We start from the raw sequence: 15,332 nt of genomic DNA on the forward strand, positions 1-15,332 counted from the left end.
GATTGTCAGAGTTCATGCCGTGACAGGCGCGGATCGGTACCCAGTGCTCATCAAACTGATCGGGGCGTGCGCGGTGCTGGCCGGCCTGGTCGCGGCCGTTCCACAGACCGCCGCCGCATCGCCGGCCGGCACGCGGGCGGACCGGCACGCGGTGCGCTCGGGTGACGCCCGCTTCGAGGTGCTCTCGCCCACGTTGATCCGGATGGAGTACGCCGGCGACGGGAAGTTCACCGACGCCGCGACCTTCAACGCGATCGGGCGTGACGACTTCCAGCACACCGCGTTCACGCACAAGGTGAGCGGCGGGTGGCTGACGGTCGACACCGGGCGGCTGACGCTGCGGTACAGGGTCGGCTCCGGACCGTTCACCGCGCAGAACGTGTCACTGCGCCTGCGGGGCGGGGTCACCGCCCATCCCTCGTGGCCGGCGCCCGCCACCTGCACCGTCGGTGACCTGTGCGAGGCGGAGAAGACCATGCTCGCGGGCGGTGTGAGCGTCGCCACCGACCACACGGGCTACACCGGCCCGGGGTTCGCCGCCGGTTTCCAGAGCGTGGGCGGCTCGCTCACCTACCGGCTCGACGCGCCGTCCGCCGGGACGTACGAGCTCCGGCTCCGCTACGCCAACGCCCAGGGCGGGGACGGCCAGAACACGACCCGTACGCTCAGCGCCGCCGTCGACGGCGGCACCCCGTCCACGCTGACCCTGCCGAAGACGGCGGACTGGAACACCTGGGCCTTCGCCACGTCGCCGTTGCAGCTGTCGGCCGGCACGCACACGCTCGTCGTCTCCCGTGGGCCGGACGACTCGGGCAATGTGAACGTCGACAGCCTCGCGGTCCTGCCGCCCGGCGCTCCGTACCCCGCGCCGCAGGTCTCGGCGACGCCCTGCGACCAGGGCAGCGTCTGCGAGGCCGAGGACGGCGCGCTCACCGGCGGCGCCCGGCTCGCCGCCGACCACAACGGCTACTCCGGCGGCGGCTTCGTCGGCGGCCTGGAGCGGGCGGGCGCCACCGACAGCGTCGCGCTGCGGAACGTCCCCGCCGACGGCCGGTACGCCCTGCAGGTCAGGTACGCGAACGGCGGCGGCTCGGCGCGCACGATCTCCGTCGCGGTGAACGACGGGACGCCGGTGTCGGCGACCCTGCCGCCGACGGCCGACTGGGACAGCTGGGCGACGGTCATGGTGCCGGTGACCCTGACCAAGGGCTCGGACATCGTCGCGCTCGGCTGCCCGACGGACGACAGCTGCCACGTCAACCTGGACACGGTCGCCGCCACCTCGGCCACGTCGCCGGTCCTGCCGGCGCACAGCCCGCTCGGCGGGTACCGGCGCGGCCTCGACGGCGTGGACAGCGGAGCCGTCACCACACCGGGCCTGCTGTACCGCGACGGCTGGGACCTGCTGGACGACACCACGTCGGCGCTGTACGACCCGGCGAAGCGTGCCGTACGCCAGCGGCCGCACCAGGAGCCGTACCAGGACTCCTACCTCTTCGGGTACGGGCAGGACTACAAGACGGGCCTGGCCGACCTGGCGACGCTGACCGGCCCGCCGAACCTGCTGCCCCGCTGGGCCTACGGCGTGTGGTTCTCGGAGTACTACGACTTCACCGCCGCGGACTACGAGAACACCGTGCTGCCGAAGTTCCGCTCCGAAGGCGTGCCGCTGGACGTCCTGGTGACCGACACGGACTTCAAGGCCCCGGCCTCCTGGGACGGCTGGGAAATGGACCCGAAGAAGTTCCCCGATCCGGCGGCCTTCTTCGACTGGGCCGCCGAGCAGGGACTGCACAACACGCTGAACATCCATCCGAGCATCGTCAGCGGCGACCCGCAGTACGCCGCCGCCCAGGCCACCGCCAAGAACAAGCTGGCCGCGAGCGGCTGCTCGGCTCCTTCGGGGCAGACCTGTCACGTGTTCGACTGGAGCGACCCGGACCAGCTGAAGGCCTACTTCGACCTGCACCAGACGATGGAGAAGCAGGGAGCGGACTTCTGGTGGCTGGACTGGTGCTGTGACGACTCCCACTCGTCCATGCCGGGCGTGACCCCGGACGCGTGGATCAACCAGAAGTACACCGACGACACCGCCAAGAACGTGGGCCGCGGCTTCGCCTTCTCGCGGGCGTTCGGTTCGCTGCAGGCAGGCGGCTACAGCGGCCAGGCGGGAGTGCCGACCGGCCCCTGGGCGGACAAACGGACGACCGTGCACTTCACCGGCGACACGACGTCGAGCTGGGGGACGCTGCGCTACGAGGTCGGCTACACGCCGGGCGAGTCGGCATCGACCGGCCTGTCCGCGGTGAGCCACGACATCGGCGGCTTCAACGGCCCGTCCCACCTCGCCGACGACCTGTACGTGCGGTGGGTGCAGCTCGGGGCCTTCCAGCCTGTCCTACGGCTGCACGGCAACCACAGCGACCGGCTGCCGTGGCAGTACGGCGACCAGGCGAAGGCGGCGGCGGAGAAGTTCCTCAACCTCCGCGAGGATCTCGTGCCGTACACCTACACCCTGGCGCACGAGGCGGCGGCGACCGGGATCCCGGCGGTCCGCGCGACGTACCTGGAGTACCCGGACCAGCCGGGCGCCTACGACGCGGCGTCGCGTGAGTACTTCTACGGTTCGGACGTGCTGGTGGCCCCGGCGACCTCGGCCGGCACGTCGGCGGCGACGTCTGTCTGGTTCCCGCCGGGCCGGTGGACGGACTACTTCAGCGGCAGGACCTACACCGGCCCGTCCGTGCAGGACGTCACCACGGACTGGAACGCGATGCCGGTGTTCGTGAAGGCCGGCGGGATCGTCCCCACGCGCACGGACGACGTGACCAACGACGTACAGAACCCGCTGACCAAGGTGACGCTCACGGTGGCGGGCGGTGCCGACGGCTCGTACGCCCTGTACGAGGACGACGGCCACTCGTCGGCCCCGAAGTCGGCCACGACCGGGGTGCGCTACACGGAGAAGACCCACCTGCTGCGTATCGCGCCGGTCCGTGGCACGTACAAGGGCCAGGTCACCGACCGCCGGTGGACCGCCGTCTTCACGGACGCCGCCGCACCGGGGACCGTACGGATCGACGGGGCGAACGCCCCGGCGGGAAGCTGGAAGTACGACGCGAACCGCCGCACGCTCACCGTGACGGTGCCGACGCGATCGGTACGGGCCGCCACGACCATCAGCTACAGCTGAGCCGGTCTCGGGATCCCCCCGAACGGTCCGTTCCCCTAGCGCGTCCCGCCTGCGCTCGGATGGACCGATGGCGGAGGTATCGCCGTTCACCGAGGGCGACCTGCGGGAGCCGGCCGGGGTGCGGTCGTTCGAGCGAGGGCAGGGGTATCGCCACGCGGTCACCGGCATCGAGATCACGGCCGGACGCACCTCACCGGGGACGACGACTACCGGAAGATCGTGAGCCTGCTCCTGTCCGTACGCGCCTGCCACCACCGCCTGGGCACGGACGGCGACTTCACCGCGTACGTCACCGGGCTTCGCAACGCCCAGCGCCGTAAACGGAACCTGATGAAGATCCTCGACCAGAACGGTCTGTGACAGCACTCGATATCACCGTCTACGCGGCTTTCGCGACCGGCGCGAGCGCACCAAGAGCAGGTCGAGTGAGAGTTACCGGACTTTGCGTCCGCCGGGAGTGTGGACGGAAATTCCGTTGCCTGATCGTGAATGGATTTGCCCGGAAGACAGTCGCTCCTTTACTCCCTTGGTCGCAGGAGACGACGAGTCACGCCGGCCCATTCCGACCAGCGACAGGGGCCCTGGACCTCGCTCGTCTCCGGCCGGCCACGGACCGCTCATGCCCTGGCTCCCCGTACACCATGCGACTCCCCTGCCCACACGCCGTGCGACAAAGCCGCCATTCGGAGCAGTCCGGAAGTAGTCAAAGGTCGGTACGCACATGGATATCGGTATTGATGTGAGCATTCTGCGTATGACAGCTTGAAACAGGCGATAAGGCCACAAACAGGCCCGAACACCACGGGCGCCATCACCATCAGATCGGCATTTCATCCAAGGGGGAAATCTCGTGCATATCTCTAAGCGTCTGGCCCTGACCATCTCCGGTGGCGCCTTCGTGGGCGCGGCCGCACTCGGCCTCGGTGCCGCGGCCCCGGCCGGCGCCGCCGTCTCGACTCCCACGCAGGGCGTGGCGAGCCACCTGTTCTGCGGTGGCGGCGGCTGCGGCGGTGGCTGGGGCGGCGGCTGTGGCAGCAGTTGCGGCTGGGGCGGCGGCGACTGGGGCGGCGGATTCTTCTTCGACGATGACGACGACGACTGCGACTAGGACTCGATCCGACACCGGGAGGGCAGGACGCGACGGGGCCTCGCACCGTACGGGCGCGAGGCCCCACCGCATGGACGGCACACGGGAAGCACGTGCCAGGCGCCTTACCGGGCATGACACCGATAACGGAGCTGGTCAGCGTCCCTTCACCACCGTGAAACATTCACTCCAGGTGATCGCGGTCGGCGGCGAGGTCCCATCCGAGCGAGGAATGCACCCTCGTGACGGCCGGGCGGCTCGTCGTGGAGGTCGCCGGCAACGAGTACTCCCTCGATGCCGGCGACAGCTGCCACTTCGACTCCCGGCTCCCGCACCGCTACCTCGACCCGCACGACGAACCGGCCGAGTTCGTCGTCTCGGTCACCCCGCCCGGGTACTGATCCGGGTGCGGTGCCGGAGGCCGTCCTCGAGGGCGGCAACGCGGGTATCCACCGCTGAGTGCCGGGCGTGGTCCGGTGCACGGATCCGCGACGAAGGAGGACGTCATGTCGAAGCCGCCGCTTCCCGAGGCCGCCATCGCCATGTTGAGCAATCCGAACCCTGCCGTCATCACCACCCTCCGTTCGGACGGACAGCCGGTCTCCACCGCCACCTGGTATCTCTGGGAAAACGGCCGGGTGCTGGTGAACATGGACGAGGGCCGCAAACGACTCGAGCACATGCGCGACGACCCTCGGGTCACGCTGACGGTCCTGCAGGAAGGCGACTGGTACACCCATGTGACCCTGATCGGGAAAGTCGCCGAGATACGCGACGACGAGGACCTGACCGACATCGACCGGCTGTCCCTGCACTACGTGGACCAGCCGTACGCCGAACGGGACCGCCGCCGCGTCAGTGCCTGGATCGATGTCGATCGCTGGCACGGCTGGGGCGGCTTCCGCGACAGCGACCAGGCGTTCGGCTAGAAGTCGTTCGATCGACGACGAGGCGCTCGGCCTGAACCCTTCCGGCGCCTCAGCCGTACGTCAGGGTCGCCGGGTCCGCGCTCAGGACGTGGACCCGGGTCCGGCCGGTACGGCCGAAGGTGTCAGCGCCGGAACGCCGATCTGTATCTCCTGTCGGACACCGTGATGAACACGCGCACGGTCAGGACGGCGCCGGCGAGGACCGCGGGAATGACCCAGACCGCGGGGCGCCACAGATCCCTGAGGCCGATGAAGATGATGCCGGCCCACCAGCCGCCGATGACGATCGGCGTCGCGCCGGCGAGGGGCAGGCCCCAGCCGACGATCAGCATCACGCCGATCCAGCACAGCAGCCAGGCGGCGCCTAACGACCAGTACGACCACTGCTCGTCGCTGTGCGCGCCGATCCGGAGCCGTGCGATGCGGCCACGCCAGACGTCGGCCGTGCCTGTCGTGCCCGCCTTCGCCGCGTCGTAGATGGCGCCGTCGACGTCGTACGTGTGACTCTTGCCGTCCGCGGTCCGCACCTTCAGCTTGTAGTGCGTGGTCTGGGACATGGGGAGGGCGGCCAGGACCCGGCCCGTCAGCGAGGGAGCCAGCCGGAACGGGCCGAGCGGGGGCTGCGGAGGGGGAGGTTGCGGAGGCTGGGGTGGAGGCTGGTAGGGCTCGGGGTCCTCGGTCGTGTAGCTCGACTTCGACAAAACGGTCATGCGCACCTGCGTGATGCAGTCGTCCCGCGGCTCGGCGCCGCAGTACGACGCCTTCTCGAACGCGCGTAGGTCGTGGTAGGGGCCGATGCCCAGGGCGACTCCGCCGGCGATGAACGCCAGCCCCGCGACGAGCGCCGCCCAGTGCCCTCTTGTCATGTGACCCACACCACCCAGCATGGCGGACCGGGCCGACAGAAACGACCGCTGCGAGCGGCGAATGACTACCACCTCGCGGAGGGCGACCCCGATTCGCCTCCCGGCGGCGTGCCCGTGATACTCATCGGTAACAAGTCGACGTGAGGAGCAGGCCGATGAAGACGCGCGAGGTTCATCTGAAGGCACGCCCGCAGGGCTGGCCGACGCCCGAGGACTTCGCGGTCGTGGAGGCCGAGCTGGCTCCGCCGGGCGACGGCGAGGTGCTCGTGCGCAACCTCTTCATGTCCGTCGACCCGTACATGCGCGGGCGGATGAACGACGTGAAGTCCTACGCCCCGCCCTACCGGCTGGACGAGGTGATGTACGGCGGGGCCGTCGGTGAGGTCGTGGAGTCGCGCTCCCCCGACCTCGCCGAAGGCGACGTCGTTCTGCACCAGTCCGGCTGGCGTGAGCACGCCAAGGGGCCGGCGAAGCGGTTCCGCAAGGTCGCCCCGATCGAGGGGGTGTCCTTCTCGGTATACCTCGGCGCCCTGGGAATGACCGCGTTGACCGCGTACGTCGGGCTGCTCGACATCGCCGGAATGCGCGACGGCGACACGGTCTTCGTCTCCGGCGCGGCCGGCGCCGTCGGCTCGATCGCCGGCCAGATCGCCAGGCAGCGTGGGGCGGCACGGGTCGTCGGCAGCGCGGGCTCGGACGAGAAGGTCGCCTACCTGACGGACCGGCTGGGCTTCGACGCGGCGTTCAACTACAAGTCCGGGCCGGTACGCCGTCAGCTCGCCCAGGCGGCCCCGGACGGCATCGACGTCTACTTCGACAACGTCGGCGGCGACCACCTCGAGGCCGCGATCGGCGCCCTCCGGCAGGGCGGCCGGGCCGCGCTGTGCGGTGCGATCTCGTCCTACAACGCGACCGAACCGCCGCCGGGCCCCCGCAACCTGGGACTCCTCGTCAGCCGGCGGCTCACACTCAAGGGCTTCATCGTGAGCGACCACAACGACCGGTACCCCGACTTCGTACGGGAGATGGGCGGCTGGCTCCGCGACGGGAAGATCACCTTCGAGGAGACCGTGGTCGACGGCATCGACAACGCCGTGGACGCCTTCCTCGCCATGCTGCGCGGCGAGAACCTCGGCAAGATGATCGTGCGGCTGTAGCCCCGCCTCGTACCTGTCGCCTCCGGTGTGGCCGCCGGACGGCCACACCGGACCTCACCCCGGTACGTGACCGCACGCCTGCTCGTTGTCGATCGAAATGGATCGAACGGGTGGCCTGCCATGGCCAGAGTCAGATCATTGTTGACGCTATATGTCTGAAATGTTACGACCAGCGGGAGCGTCCGTGATCGGTGAGGCGCCGGTCCGATGCCGGCTACCCCCTGGGGTCTCGTCGCCGCGGGACGCGCGACCTGTGGAGGCGCGGTATGCGCAAGGCTGCGGTCATTCTCGCGCTGGTGACGCTGTTCGCTCCGGCGGCGGCGACCGTCACCGCGTCACCTGCGGAGGCTCTGGGGAACGGGCTCGCCAAGACGCCGCCGATGGGGTGGAACGACTGGAACGCCTTCGGCTGCGGTATCAGTGAGCAGCTCGTCAAGGACACCGCCGACCGCATGGTGGCGAACGGCATGAAGGACGCCGGCTACCAGTACGTCAACATCGACGACTGCTGGATGACCCACAACCGGGACTCCGCGGGAAACCTCGTGCCCGATCCGGCGAAGTTCCCCGACGGGATCAAGGGCACCGCCGACTACGTCCACGGCAAGGGGCTCAAGCTCGGCATCTACGAGAGCGCCGGCACCGCGACCTGCGCCGGATATCCGGGCAGTCTCAACCATGAGCAGCAGGACGCGAACAGCTTCGCCGCCTGGGGCGTCGACTACCTGAAGTACGACAACTGCAACAACCAGGGCGTGCCCTACCAGCAGCGGTACAACGCGATGCGCGACGCGCTCGCGCGTACCGGCCGGCCGATCGTCTACAGCCTCTGCGAGTGGGGCGAGGACAGCGTCTGGACCTGGGGCTCGGCCACCGGCAACCTCTGGCGGACGACCGGGGACATCAACGCGTCGTACGGATCGATGCTGTCGATCTTCCACAGCAACGTGAAGCTCGCCCAGTACGCCGGTCCCGGTGGGTGGAACGACCCCGACATGCTCGAGGTCGGCAACGGCATGTCGTTCACCGAGGACCGGTCGGAGTTCAGCCTGTGGGCCGAGATGGCGGCGCCGCTGATCTCCGGTACGGATCTGCGCGGTGCGACGCCCGCCACTCTCTCGCTCTACACCGACCGCGACGTGATCGCGGTCGACCAGGACTCGCTCGGCAGGCAGGGCACCCAGGTGTCCTCCTCCGGCGGCCTCGACGTGCTCGCCAAGCCGCTCTCGAACGGCGACGTCGCGGTCGTGCTCTTCAACGAGAACGGCTCCGCCGCGACGATCTCTACCACGGCGTCCGCGGTCGGGCTGCCCTCCGCCTCGTCGTACCGGCTGAACAACCTCTGGTCGCACGTCGTCACCGGCACCAGCGGTTCGATCTCGGCGACCGTGCCCGGGCACGGTTCGGTGATGTACCGGGTGTCGCAGGGCAGTGGGAGCAGCGTGGGCACCACCCACCCGCTGGTCGCCGCGTCTGCGAACCGGTGCCTGGACGTCTACGACAACCAGACCACGCCGGGCACGAAGATCGAGCTGTGGGACTGCGGCGGCGGCGCCAACCAGGGGTGGACGCCGACCGCGGCCGGTGAGCTGCGCGTCTACGGCGGCACCCAGTGCCTGGACGCGTACAACAACCAGACCACGCCGGAGACGAAGGTCGAGCTCTGGGGCTGCAGCGGCGGCGCGAACCAGCGCTTCGAACTGCGGCCCGACGGCACCATCGTGGGAACCCAGTCCGGGCTCTGCCTCGACGTGGCCCACGGCGACCAGTCCTCGGGCAACGTCAACGGCGCCCAGATCCAGCTCTACACGTGCAACGGCGGCGCCAACCAGCAGTGGCGCCTGGGCTGAGGAAGCCGACGCCGCGCCGGCCCCTGGAGAACCTCCGTACGGCGCGGCTCGGCGGTACCCTCACGGCCGAAGGCGATATCGTCCATCCTTCGGTCCCGCTCTGCCGCACATCACACGGGCGCTCTCTGAGATGGCGCCCGCAGTACGAGCGGGCGGAAGGGGATCGTGGTGAACGGTGTTCCTCGAGCGGGGGGCTTGTTCGCCGACGCCATCAAGACGTTCTTCCGGTCCAGCCACCCGATGAGGGTGGGCGCCGAAGACGCCGCCGCCCACGGCGGCGCGGACGCGGCCGGGCCCGACTTACTCCTCCGGCTCCGGCCGTCGGGCATTTCCAGGTTCTCCGACAGCATTCATCCGCCGAGCCCCGAACACGCCCTCCTCATCCGCGCATCCCATGGAGAGGTGGCAGCCATTCTCGACGCCGCGCGTGGCCGGCGGCTGACCCAGGGGGACATCGATCGGCTTCTTCACCAGGTGAACCCGACCGGATCGGGTCGCAACTGCCTCGAGTGCTCGCTGGCACTCGACGACATGCTCGCCAGGAGGGCGGTCGTCGCGGGACCGTGCCGCGAGACCATCAACACGAAATCGGTCTCCCAGATGCTCGACGAGCGTTCGCTGTACGCCCTTCCGGGTCTTCGCGCGGACGAGCTGCGAGTCGTCGAGTCACAGTTGACGTCCTTCGGCGGCGGAGCCCGGGGCATCATCCTGAGACTGGGGCGGACGAGCGAAGGTGTTCCCAGCCACACGTACAACGTCGCGAACATCAACGGCAAGATCCTGTACCTCGACGGCCAGGTGGGCAAGTCGTTCGCCCGCCATCCCGCTCGGGGACAGCTTTCGACCTACAACTTCTACCGAGCAGCCTGATGAGGTGAACCGTGATCACCAGGGATGACGCCATTCGCATCGCGCGGGAATTCCTCCGTGAGGTCTACCCGCACGAGAGCCGTCCCGTCGCCATCGCCGAGTCGGCGACGGTGGAGAAGCCCTATGGCTGGCTTTTCGTCTACGACACGGCCGAGGCGTTGCGGACGGGTGAGCCCGGGCTCGTGGGGAACGGACCTCTGCTCGTCCGGCGTCAGGACGGCAGAATCATCGAGTTCTCCTCCTTCTACACGAGCGCGTCCGCACTCGAGGCGTACGAGGAGGATCCAGCTGGATTCCGGCCCACGGACGGCTGACCGTGCCCGCCGCGTCGGTGATCCGGCCCGGACGGTGGGTGTGGGAGGTCAGCGGCCGGCGCAGCCTGGGAAAGGCGGCTCTTTTCAAATCCACCGGGCTGGAGTACACACGGGGAAACTGACCGGCGAATCAGCAACGGGGGGCGCCGGCCCGGCAGAGAGGCAGCCCTCATGGCCGCGATCCCCGACAGCTTCACCGGCGACTGGGAACTCCAGAAGACCCACCTGCGAAAGTCGTTCTTCCGGCTGGACATCGCGGCCTTCCTGGTCTGCGCGCTGGTCGGCCTGGACACGCTGGGCACCGTCGCCAACAAAGGCCCGCAGGGCCTGGTCTGGCTCCTGTTCCTGGCGGTGTTCTTCTTCCTGCCGTACGGGCTGCTCGCCGCCGAGCTCGGGTCGGCGTTCCCCTTCGAGGGCGGGCCGTACGTCTGGACGAAGCTGGCCTTCGGGCGGTTCGCCGCCGGGGTCAACCAGGTGCTCTACTGGCTCTCCAACCCGGTGTGGCTCGGCGGCACTCTCACCATCGTGGCCGTCACCACCTGGGAGAAGTTCTTCTTCGACCTGCCGGGCATCTGGCGCTACGTCGGCGGCGCGATCTTCGTCTGGACCGGTGCGCTGGCCGTGCTGCTGGCGTTCCGCGTCGGCAAGTGGCTGCCCACGATCGGGGCCATCTCCCGCATCCTGCTGATCGGCACCTTCGTCGTCTCGGTGGTCATCTACGGCGTCGAGCACGGCGTCCACCTGGTCGGGCACGAGTTCAAGCCCAGTTACATCGGCTTCGTCGGGCTGGTGCCGATCCTGGTCTACAACTACGTGGGCTTCGAGCTGCCGAGCACCGCCGCCGAGGAGATGGGCGACCCGCAGAAGGACGTGCCCTCCTCGATCCTGCGCGCGGGCGTCCTGTCGGTGATCCTGTACGGCGCGCCGATCCTGGGCACCCTCCTGGTGCTGCCGGGCAACGCGATCGGCAGCCTGGGCGGGTTCGTGGACGCGTGCAAGGCGGTGTTCACCGTGTACGGCGGGCACGTCGCGGCCGACGGCTCGGTCACGCTGACCGGCGCGGGCTCGGTCATGGGCAAGATCGCCGCGCTCGGCCTCATCCTCGGGGTGCTGACCAGCGGCATCACCTGGTCGATGGGCGGCGACCGGGCCCAGGCGGTGGCCTGCGCGGACGGCGCCGGTCCCGCGTTCCTGGGGAAGTTCTCCACCCGCTTCGGCACGCCGATCCGGGTGAACATCCTGTCTTCCATCCTTTCCACCATCGTCATGGTGGCGGCCTTCCTGATCACCAAGGGTGACGCGCAGAAGTACTTCTCGGCCGTGCTCGGGCTGGCCATCTCCACGACGTTCATCTCCTACCTGCTCGCGTTCCCGAGCCTGTACGTGCTGCGCCGCAAGATGCCCGACGTCGAGCGCCCGTACCGCTCGCCGGTGCCGTGGCTGGTCTCGGCGCTGCCGACCGTCTTCGTCCTCTTCACGCTCGTGCAGCTGGTGTGGCCGGGACTGGGGGTCGGCTGGTTCGGCACGTCGGGCGACCCGGCCGGATCGCTGCCCGAGGGGTTCGCCGGCGACCGGCTCGGCTACATGCTGAGCCAGCTCGTCCCGCTCGCGCTGTGCCTCGGCCTCGGCGCGCTCTTCTACGTGCTCGGCGCCCCGGCGAGGAAAGCCGGACGAAACGGACCCTTGCCTCCCCCCGCCTCGCGAGAGACGATCAGTACTGACTGACGGATCAGTAAGGAGCCGCCCGTGTACGACGTCCTGGTGATCGGCGGCGGGCACAACGGCCTCGTGGCCGCCGCCTACCTGGCAAAGGCCGGCCTGCGGGTGTGCGTCTGCGAGGCGCGCGAGGTGGTCGGCGGCGCGGCGGTGAGCGAGCACCCGTTCGGCCCCGACTACACGGTCACGTCCCTGTCGTACGTGGTCAGCCTCCTGCCGCCCGCGCTGGTCCGGGATCTGCGGCTGGACCGGCACGGCTACCACGTCTACCCGCAGGGGCCCTACTTCGCGCCGCGCGCCGACGGCGGCCACCTGCGGCTGCCGGACGACCCGGCGCGGCGCCGGGAGGAGATCGAGCGGTTCTCCTCCAAGGACGCCGCGGCGTACGAGCGCTGGGACGCCTGGATGAACGAGCTGGGCGGGATCCTCGGCCCGCTGCTGGAGAGGATCCCGCCCAAGCTCGGCTCGCGGAAACCGGCGGATCTCGCCGGGCAGGCCGGCCTGCTGCGCAGCCTGCGCGGCGTGAACGTACGATCGGCGGTCGACGTCACCCGCATCCTCACCGACAGCATCGCCGACCTGGTCGAGGACCGCTTCGACTCCGACGCGATGCGCGGCATGCTGTCGGTGTCCGGGGTGATCGGCACGTGGGCGGGCCCGCGCTCGGCCGGCACCGCGTACGTCATGCTCCACCACCATGTCGGCGAGACCACGTGGGGGTTCCCGCGCGGCGGCATGGGCGGGGTGACCAAGGCCCTGGCCTCGGCGGCGCGGGAGTTCGGCGCGGAGATCCGCACGTCCGCGCCGGTGGCGCGCATCGGCGTGAAGGACGGCCGCGCCACCGGCGTCACGCTGGAGTCCGGGGAGGAGCTGACCGCGCGCACCGTCGTGACGACCGCGCACCCGGCCATCTCGTTCCTGCGGCTGCTGGACCGCCGCGACCTGCCCGAGGACTTCGTCGGCGACATCGAGCGCTGGAAGACGCGCAGCGGCACCGTCAAGATCAACCTGGCCGTGGACCGGCTGCCGGAGTTCAGCGGCGTCTCCGGCATCGACCCCGAGGTGCACGGCGGCACGATCGTGCTGGCCGAGTCTCTCGACGACGTCGAGGGCGCCTTCCAGGACGCGGTGGCCGGCCGGGCCGCGGCACTGCCCTTCGCCGACGTCTGCATCCCCAGTGTGTTCGACGACTCCCTGGCGCCGGAGGGCCACCACGTCGTCTCGATGTTCACCCAGTGGGTGCCGCATACCTGGCACGACTCCCAGCCTGAGGCGGAGCTGGAGGCGTACGCGGACCGGGTGGTGGCCCGTATGGAGGCGGTCGCGCCGGGCTTCACCTCCTCGGTGCTGCACCGCCAGGTGATCGGCCCGTACGACATGGAGCATGAGTACAACCTGGTCGGCGGCAACATCTTCCACGGCGAGCTGACGCCGGGCCAGATGTTCCACGCGCGGCCCGCGGCCGGGTACGCCGACCTGCGTACGCCGGTCAAGGGGCTCTACCAGGCGGGCTCGTCGACCCATGGCGGCGGAGGCGTCACCGGCGTGCCCGGCCGCAACGTCGTACGCCAGGTGCTCCGGGACCGCCGGAGGCGCCGGTGAACCTAGAGAGCGGGTACGCCCAGCTCCCGCGCGGCCTGGTCGTAGGCCCATGCCTCGGCCTGGCGCCGGGTGAGCACGCCGCGGTGCACGGTCGTCTGGACCGAGAGACCGTCGATCAGGGCCGTGATGCGCCAGGCGGCGGCCTCCGGATCGGGGCAGTCGAACTCCCCCGCCGTGACACCCTCCGCGATCAGCCCGGCGATCGTGTCGCGCCAGCGCAGGTCGAGCCGCCGGCACACGCGGCGCAGCTCGGGCTCGCGGAGCGCCGCGGACCAGCCGTCGATCCACAGGCGCCAGCCCGGGGCGGCCGAGCCACTCGGGTGGTAAAGCCGCAGCGCACGTACGAGGCGCTGCCGGGCCGAGCCGCCGGACCCGGCGACCTGCGCGAGCCGGTCGAGGTCGCGCCGGGCCGCGTAGCCGAACGCCTCGGCGACCAGCCGGTCCTTGGACCGGAAGTGGTAGAAGACCAGCGCGGTGCTGACGCCGAGGGCGGTGGCCACGTCGGCCACCCGGATGGCCGCCACCCCGCGCTCGGCGATCTGCGCCACGGTCGCGCGCAGGATCTCCTCGCGCCGGTCGTCAACGGTCAGCCGCGCCACGGGCCGACACTATCCCGGTACAGGCGCCCGGCATGAGGTCCTGGCCGCCCGCGCCCATCCCCGCGGCCGATCTCGGCCCGGCGCTCAGGCCGTTCGGCGAGGCGACCATGCTGCCCGCGAGCGCGTACGCCTCCCCCGAGGTCCTCGCGTGGGAGCGGCGGCACCTGTTCGCCGGGACGTGGAGCTGCCTCGGGCGCGCGGACGAGCTGCTGACCGCCGGCGCCACCCAGCGCGCGGTGCTCGCCGGCGACGTCCCGGTGCTGGTCACACCGGACGGCGCGTTCGCCAACACCTGCCGGCACCGTGGGCACGAGCTGCTGGCCGAGGGGTGCACCTCGGACCGTGACCTCATCGTCTGCCCATACCACGCCTGGGCGTACCGGCTGGACGGCAGCATGCGCGGCGCACCCGGCTTCAAGATCACCGGGTACGACCTGACGCCGCTGCCGATGACGGCGTGGCACGGCTGGGTGTTCGTCAACGCCACCGGCGACGCGCCGCCGTTCGCCGAGCACGCGGGCGCGCTGACGGTGCTGGTCGAGCCGTACGCGCCGGAGCGGCTCACGCTCGCGGCGCGGCACGAGTACGACGTGCGGGCCAACTGGAAGGTGATCGCCGAGAACTACCACGAGTGCTACCACTGCCCGCTCATCCATCCCGAGCTGTGCGCGGTCTCGCCGCCGGCGAGCGGCGACAACTACGACCTGCCGGGCGCCTGGGTCGGCGGCTCGATGGACCTGCGCGACCACGCGGAGACGATGTCGCTGGACGGGCGGTCCGGTGGCGCTTTCATCACGGGCGCCGACCGCCGGCGGGTGCACTACTTCGGGCTGCTTCCGGACCTGCTGATCTCGCTGCACCCGGACTACGTCATGACCCACCGCCTGCGGCCGCGCGCGCCGGACCGTACCGGGATCGAGTGCTCCTGGTACGTCCCGGAGGGCGTACGCGACGCGGGCTACGCGGTGGAGTTCTGGGACCGGACGAACCGCCAGGACTGGACCGCGTGCGAGTCCGTGCAGCGCGGCCTGGCCTCGCCGCACTTCCGGCCGGGTCCCTTCGCCCCGGACGAGGACGCCGTGCACACGTGGGTGCGCACGATCGCGCTGGCCTACCAGGGCGAGCCACCGTCGTAGGCGGGCCGGCCGT

14 protein-coding genes and 1 pseudogene are annotated in these 15,332 nt (G+C 70.3%); 13 read left to right on the forward strand and 2 right to left on the reverse strand.

Annotation, left to right across the window (positions count from 1 at the left end):
* Positions 1 to 19: 19 nt before the first annotated feature.
* The 6 genes and pseudogenes from FB559_RS39315 (at position 20) to FB559_RS39330 (ending at position 5,209) form a co-directional block, all read left to right on the forward strand.
* Positions 20 to 3,193 carry a TIM-barrel domain-containing protein gene (locus FB559_RS39315; RefSeq protein WP_221640663.1) on the forward strand — a complete coding sequence of 1,058 codons (3,174 nt, stop codon included), beginning with the start codon at positions 20 to 22 and terminating at the stop codon, positions 3,191 to 3,193.
* Between the two features lie 67 nt (positions 3,194 to 3,260).
* Positions 3,261 to 3,416 carry a hypothetical protein gene (locus FB559_RS44350; RefSeq protein ID WP_185792687.1) on the forward strand — a complete coding sequence of 52 codons (156 nt, stop codon included), beginning with the start codon at positions 3,261 to 3,263 and terminating at the stop codon, positions 3,414 to 3,416.
* A complete protein-coding gene (locus FB559_RS44355) occupies positions 3,413 to 3,553 on the forward strand; it encodes a hypothetical protein (protein ID WP_185792688.1) in 141 nt (46 codons plus the stop codon). The genes FB559_RS44350 and FB559_RS44355 overlap by 4 nt, the downstream gene beginning before the upstream one ends.
* 490 nt (positions 3,554 to 4,043) lie before the next feature.
* Complete coding sequence (locus FB559_RS39320) at positions 4,044 to 4,301, forward strand: hypothetical protein (protein ID WP_141962681.1); 258 nt, start codon at positions 4,044 to 4,046, stop codon at positions 4,299 to 4,301.
* Between the two features lie 200 nt (positions 4,302 to 4,501).
* A pseudogene (locus FB559_RS39325) lies at positions 4,502 to 4,681 on the forward strand (cupin domain-containing protein); the annotation flags it as partial.
* A 105-nt stretch (positions 4,682 to 4,786) separates the two neighbouring features.
* Positions 4,787 to 5,209, forward strand: coding sequence for a PPOX class F420-dependent oxidoreductase (locus FB559_RS39330; protein ID WP_141962683.1), 423 nt, complete (start codon positions 4,787 to 4,789; stop codon positions 5,207 to 5,209).
* A 122-nt stretch (positions 5,210 to 5,331) separates the two neighbouring features.
* Here the strand turns inward: FB559_RS39330 and FB559_RS39335 are convergent, their stop codons facing one another.
* Positions 5,332 to 6,075: a hypothetical protein gene (locus FB559_RS39335; RefSeq protein WP_141962684.1), complete on the reverse strand. Its 744-nt coding sequence runs from the start codon at positions 6,073 to 6,075 to the stop codon at positions 5,332 to 5,334.
* A gap of 155 nt (positions 6,076 to 6,230) precedes the next feature.
* Between FB559_RS39335 and FB559_RS39340 the strand changes: the two genes are divergently transcribed.
* The 6 genes from FB559_RS39340 to FB559_RS39365 all read left to right on the forward strand — a co-directional run bounded on the left by FB559_RS39340 (position 6,231) and on the right by FB559_RS39365 (position 13,584).
* Positions 6,231 to 7,232 carry an NADP-dependent oxidoreductase gene (locus tag FB559_RS39340; protein WP_141962685.1) on the forward strand — a complete coding sequence of 334 codons (1,002 nt, stop codon included), beginning with the start codon at positions 6,231 to 6,233 and terminating at the stop codon, positions 7,230 to 7,232.
* A gap of 266 nt (positions 7,233 to 7,498) precedes the next feature.
* The gene (locus FB559_RS39345) at positions 7,499 to 9,082 is read left to right on the forward strand and encodes a glycoside hydrolase family 27 protein (RefSeq protein ID WP_141962686.1); all 1,584 of its coding nucleotides are present in this window, start codon (positions 7,499 to 7,501) and stop codon (positions 9,080 to 9,082) included.
* Between the two features lie 168 nt (positions 9,083 to 9,250).
* Positions 9,251 to 9,952: a toxin glutamine deamidase domain-containing protein gene (locus FB559_RS39350; RefSeq protein WP_141962687.1), complete on the forward strand. Its 702-nt coding sequence runs from the start codon at positions 9,251 to 9,253 to the stop codon at positions 9,950 to 9,952.
* A gap of 11 nt (positions 9,953 to 9,963) precedes the next feature.
* Positions 9,964 to 10,266, forward strand: a complete 303-nt coding sequence (locus FB559_RS39355; protein WP_141962688.1) for a YrhB domain-containing protein — start codon at positions 9,964 to 9,966, stop codon at positions 10,264 to 10,266.
* Positions 10,267 to 10,437: 171 nt separating this feature from the next.
* Entirely contained in the window at positions 10,438 to 11,991 is a 1,554-nt protein-coding gene (locus FB559_RS39360) for an APC family permease (protein ID WP_141962689.1), read from the forward strand.
* Positions 11,992 to 12,012: 21 nt separating this feature from the next.
* A complete protein-coding gene (locus FB559_RS39365; RefSeq protein WP_141962690.1) occupies positions 12,013 to 13,584 on the forward strand; it encodes a phytoene desaturase family protein in 1,572 nt (523 codons plus the stop codon).
* Between the two features lie 2 nt (positions 13,585 to 13,586).
* Here FB559_RS39365 and FB559_RS39370 read toward each other — a convergent pair whose 3' ends face one another.
* Positions 13,587 to 14,183: a TetR/AcrR family transcriptional regulator gene (locus tag FB559_RS39370; protein WP_141962691.1), complete on the reverse strand. Its 597-nt coding sequence runs from the start codon at positions 14,181 to 14,183 to the stop codon at positions 13,587 to 13,589.
* A gap of 32 nt (positions 14,184 to 14,215) precedes the next feature.
* Here FB559_RS39370 and FB559_RS39375 point away from each other — a divergent pair, with 32 nt between their 5' ends.
* Positions 14,216 to 15,319: an aromatic ring-hydroxylating oxygenase subunit alpha gene (locus tag FB559_RS39375; protein WP_141962692.1), complete on the forward strand. Its 1,104-nt coding sequence runs from the start codon at positions 14,216 to 14,218 to the stop codon at positions 15,317 to 15,319.
* Positions 15,320 to 15,332 lie beyond the last annotated feature (13 nt).

The organism is Actinoallomurus bryophytorum (assembly GCF_006716425.1).
In the GTDB taxonomy this organism is placed as follows: Bacteria; Actinomycetota; Actinomycetes; order Streptosporangiales; family Streptosporangiaceae; genus Actinoallomurus; species Actinoallomurus bryophytorum.

Excerpts from the sequence above, each read along its gene's own strand:
- FB559_RS44350 (WP_185792687.1), top strand. The coding sequence starts at position 3,261 with ATGGCGGAGGTATCGCCGTTCACCGAGGGCGACCTGCGGGAGCCGGCC.
- FB559_RS39330 (WP_141962683.1), top strand. The coding sequence starts at position 4,787 with ATGTCGAAGCCGCCGCTTCCCGAGGCCGCCATCGCCATGTTGAGCAAT.
- FB559_RS39335 (WP_141962684.1), bottom strand. The coding sequence starts at position 6,075 with ATGACAAGAGGGCACTGGGCGGCGCTCGTCGCGGGGCTGGCGTTCATC.
- FB559_RS39340 (WP_141962685.1), top strand. The coding sequence starts at position 6,231 with ATGAAGACGCGCGAGGTTCATCTGAAGGCACGCCCGCAGGGCTGGCCG.
- FB559_RS39345 (WP_141962686.1), top strand. The coding sequence starts at position 7,499 with ATGCGCAAGGCTGCGGTCATTCTCGCGCTGGTGACGCTGTTCGCTCCG.
- FB559_RS39360 (WP_141962689.1), top strand. The coding sequence starts at position 10,438 with ATGGCCGCGATCCCCGACAGCTTCACCGGCGACTGGGAACTCCAGAAG.
- FB559_RS39375 (WP_141962692.1), top strand. The coding sequence starts at position 14,216 with ATGAGGTCCTGGCCGCCCGCGCCCATCCCCGCGGCCGATCTCGGCCCG.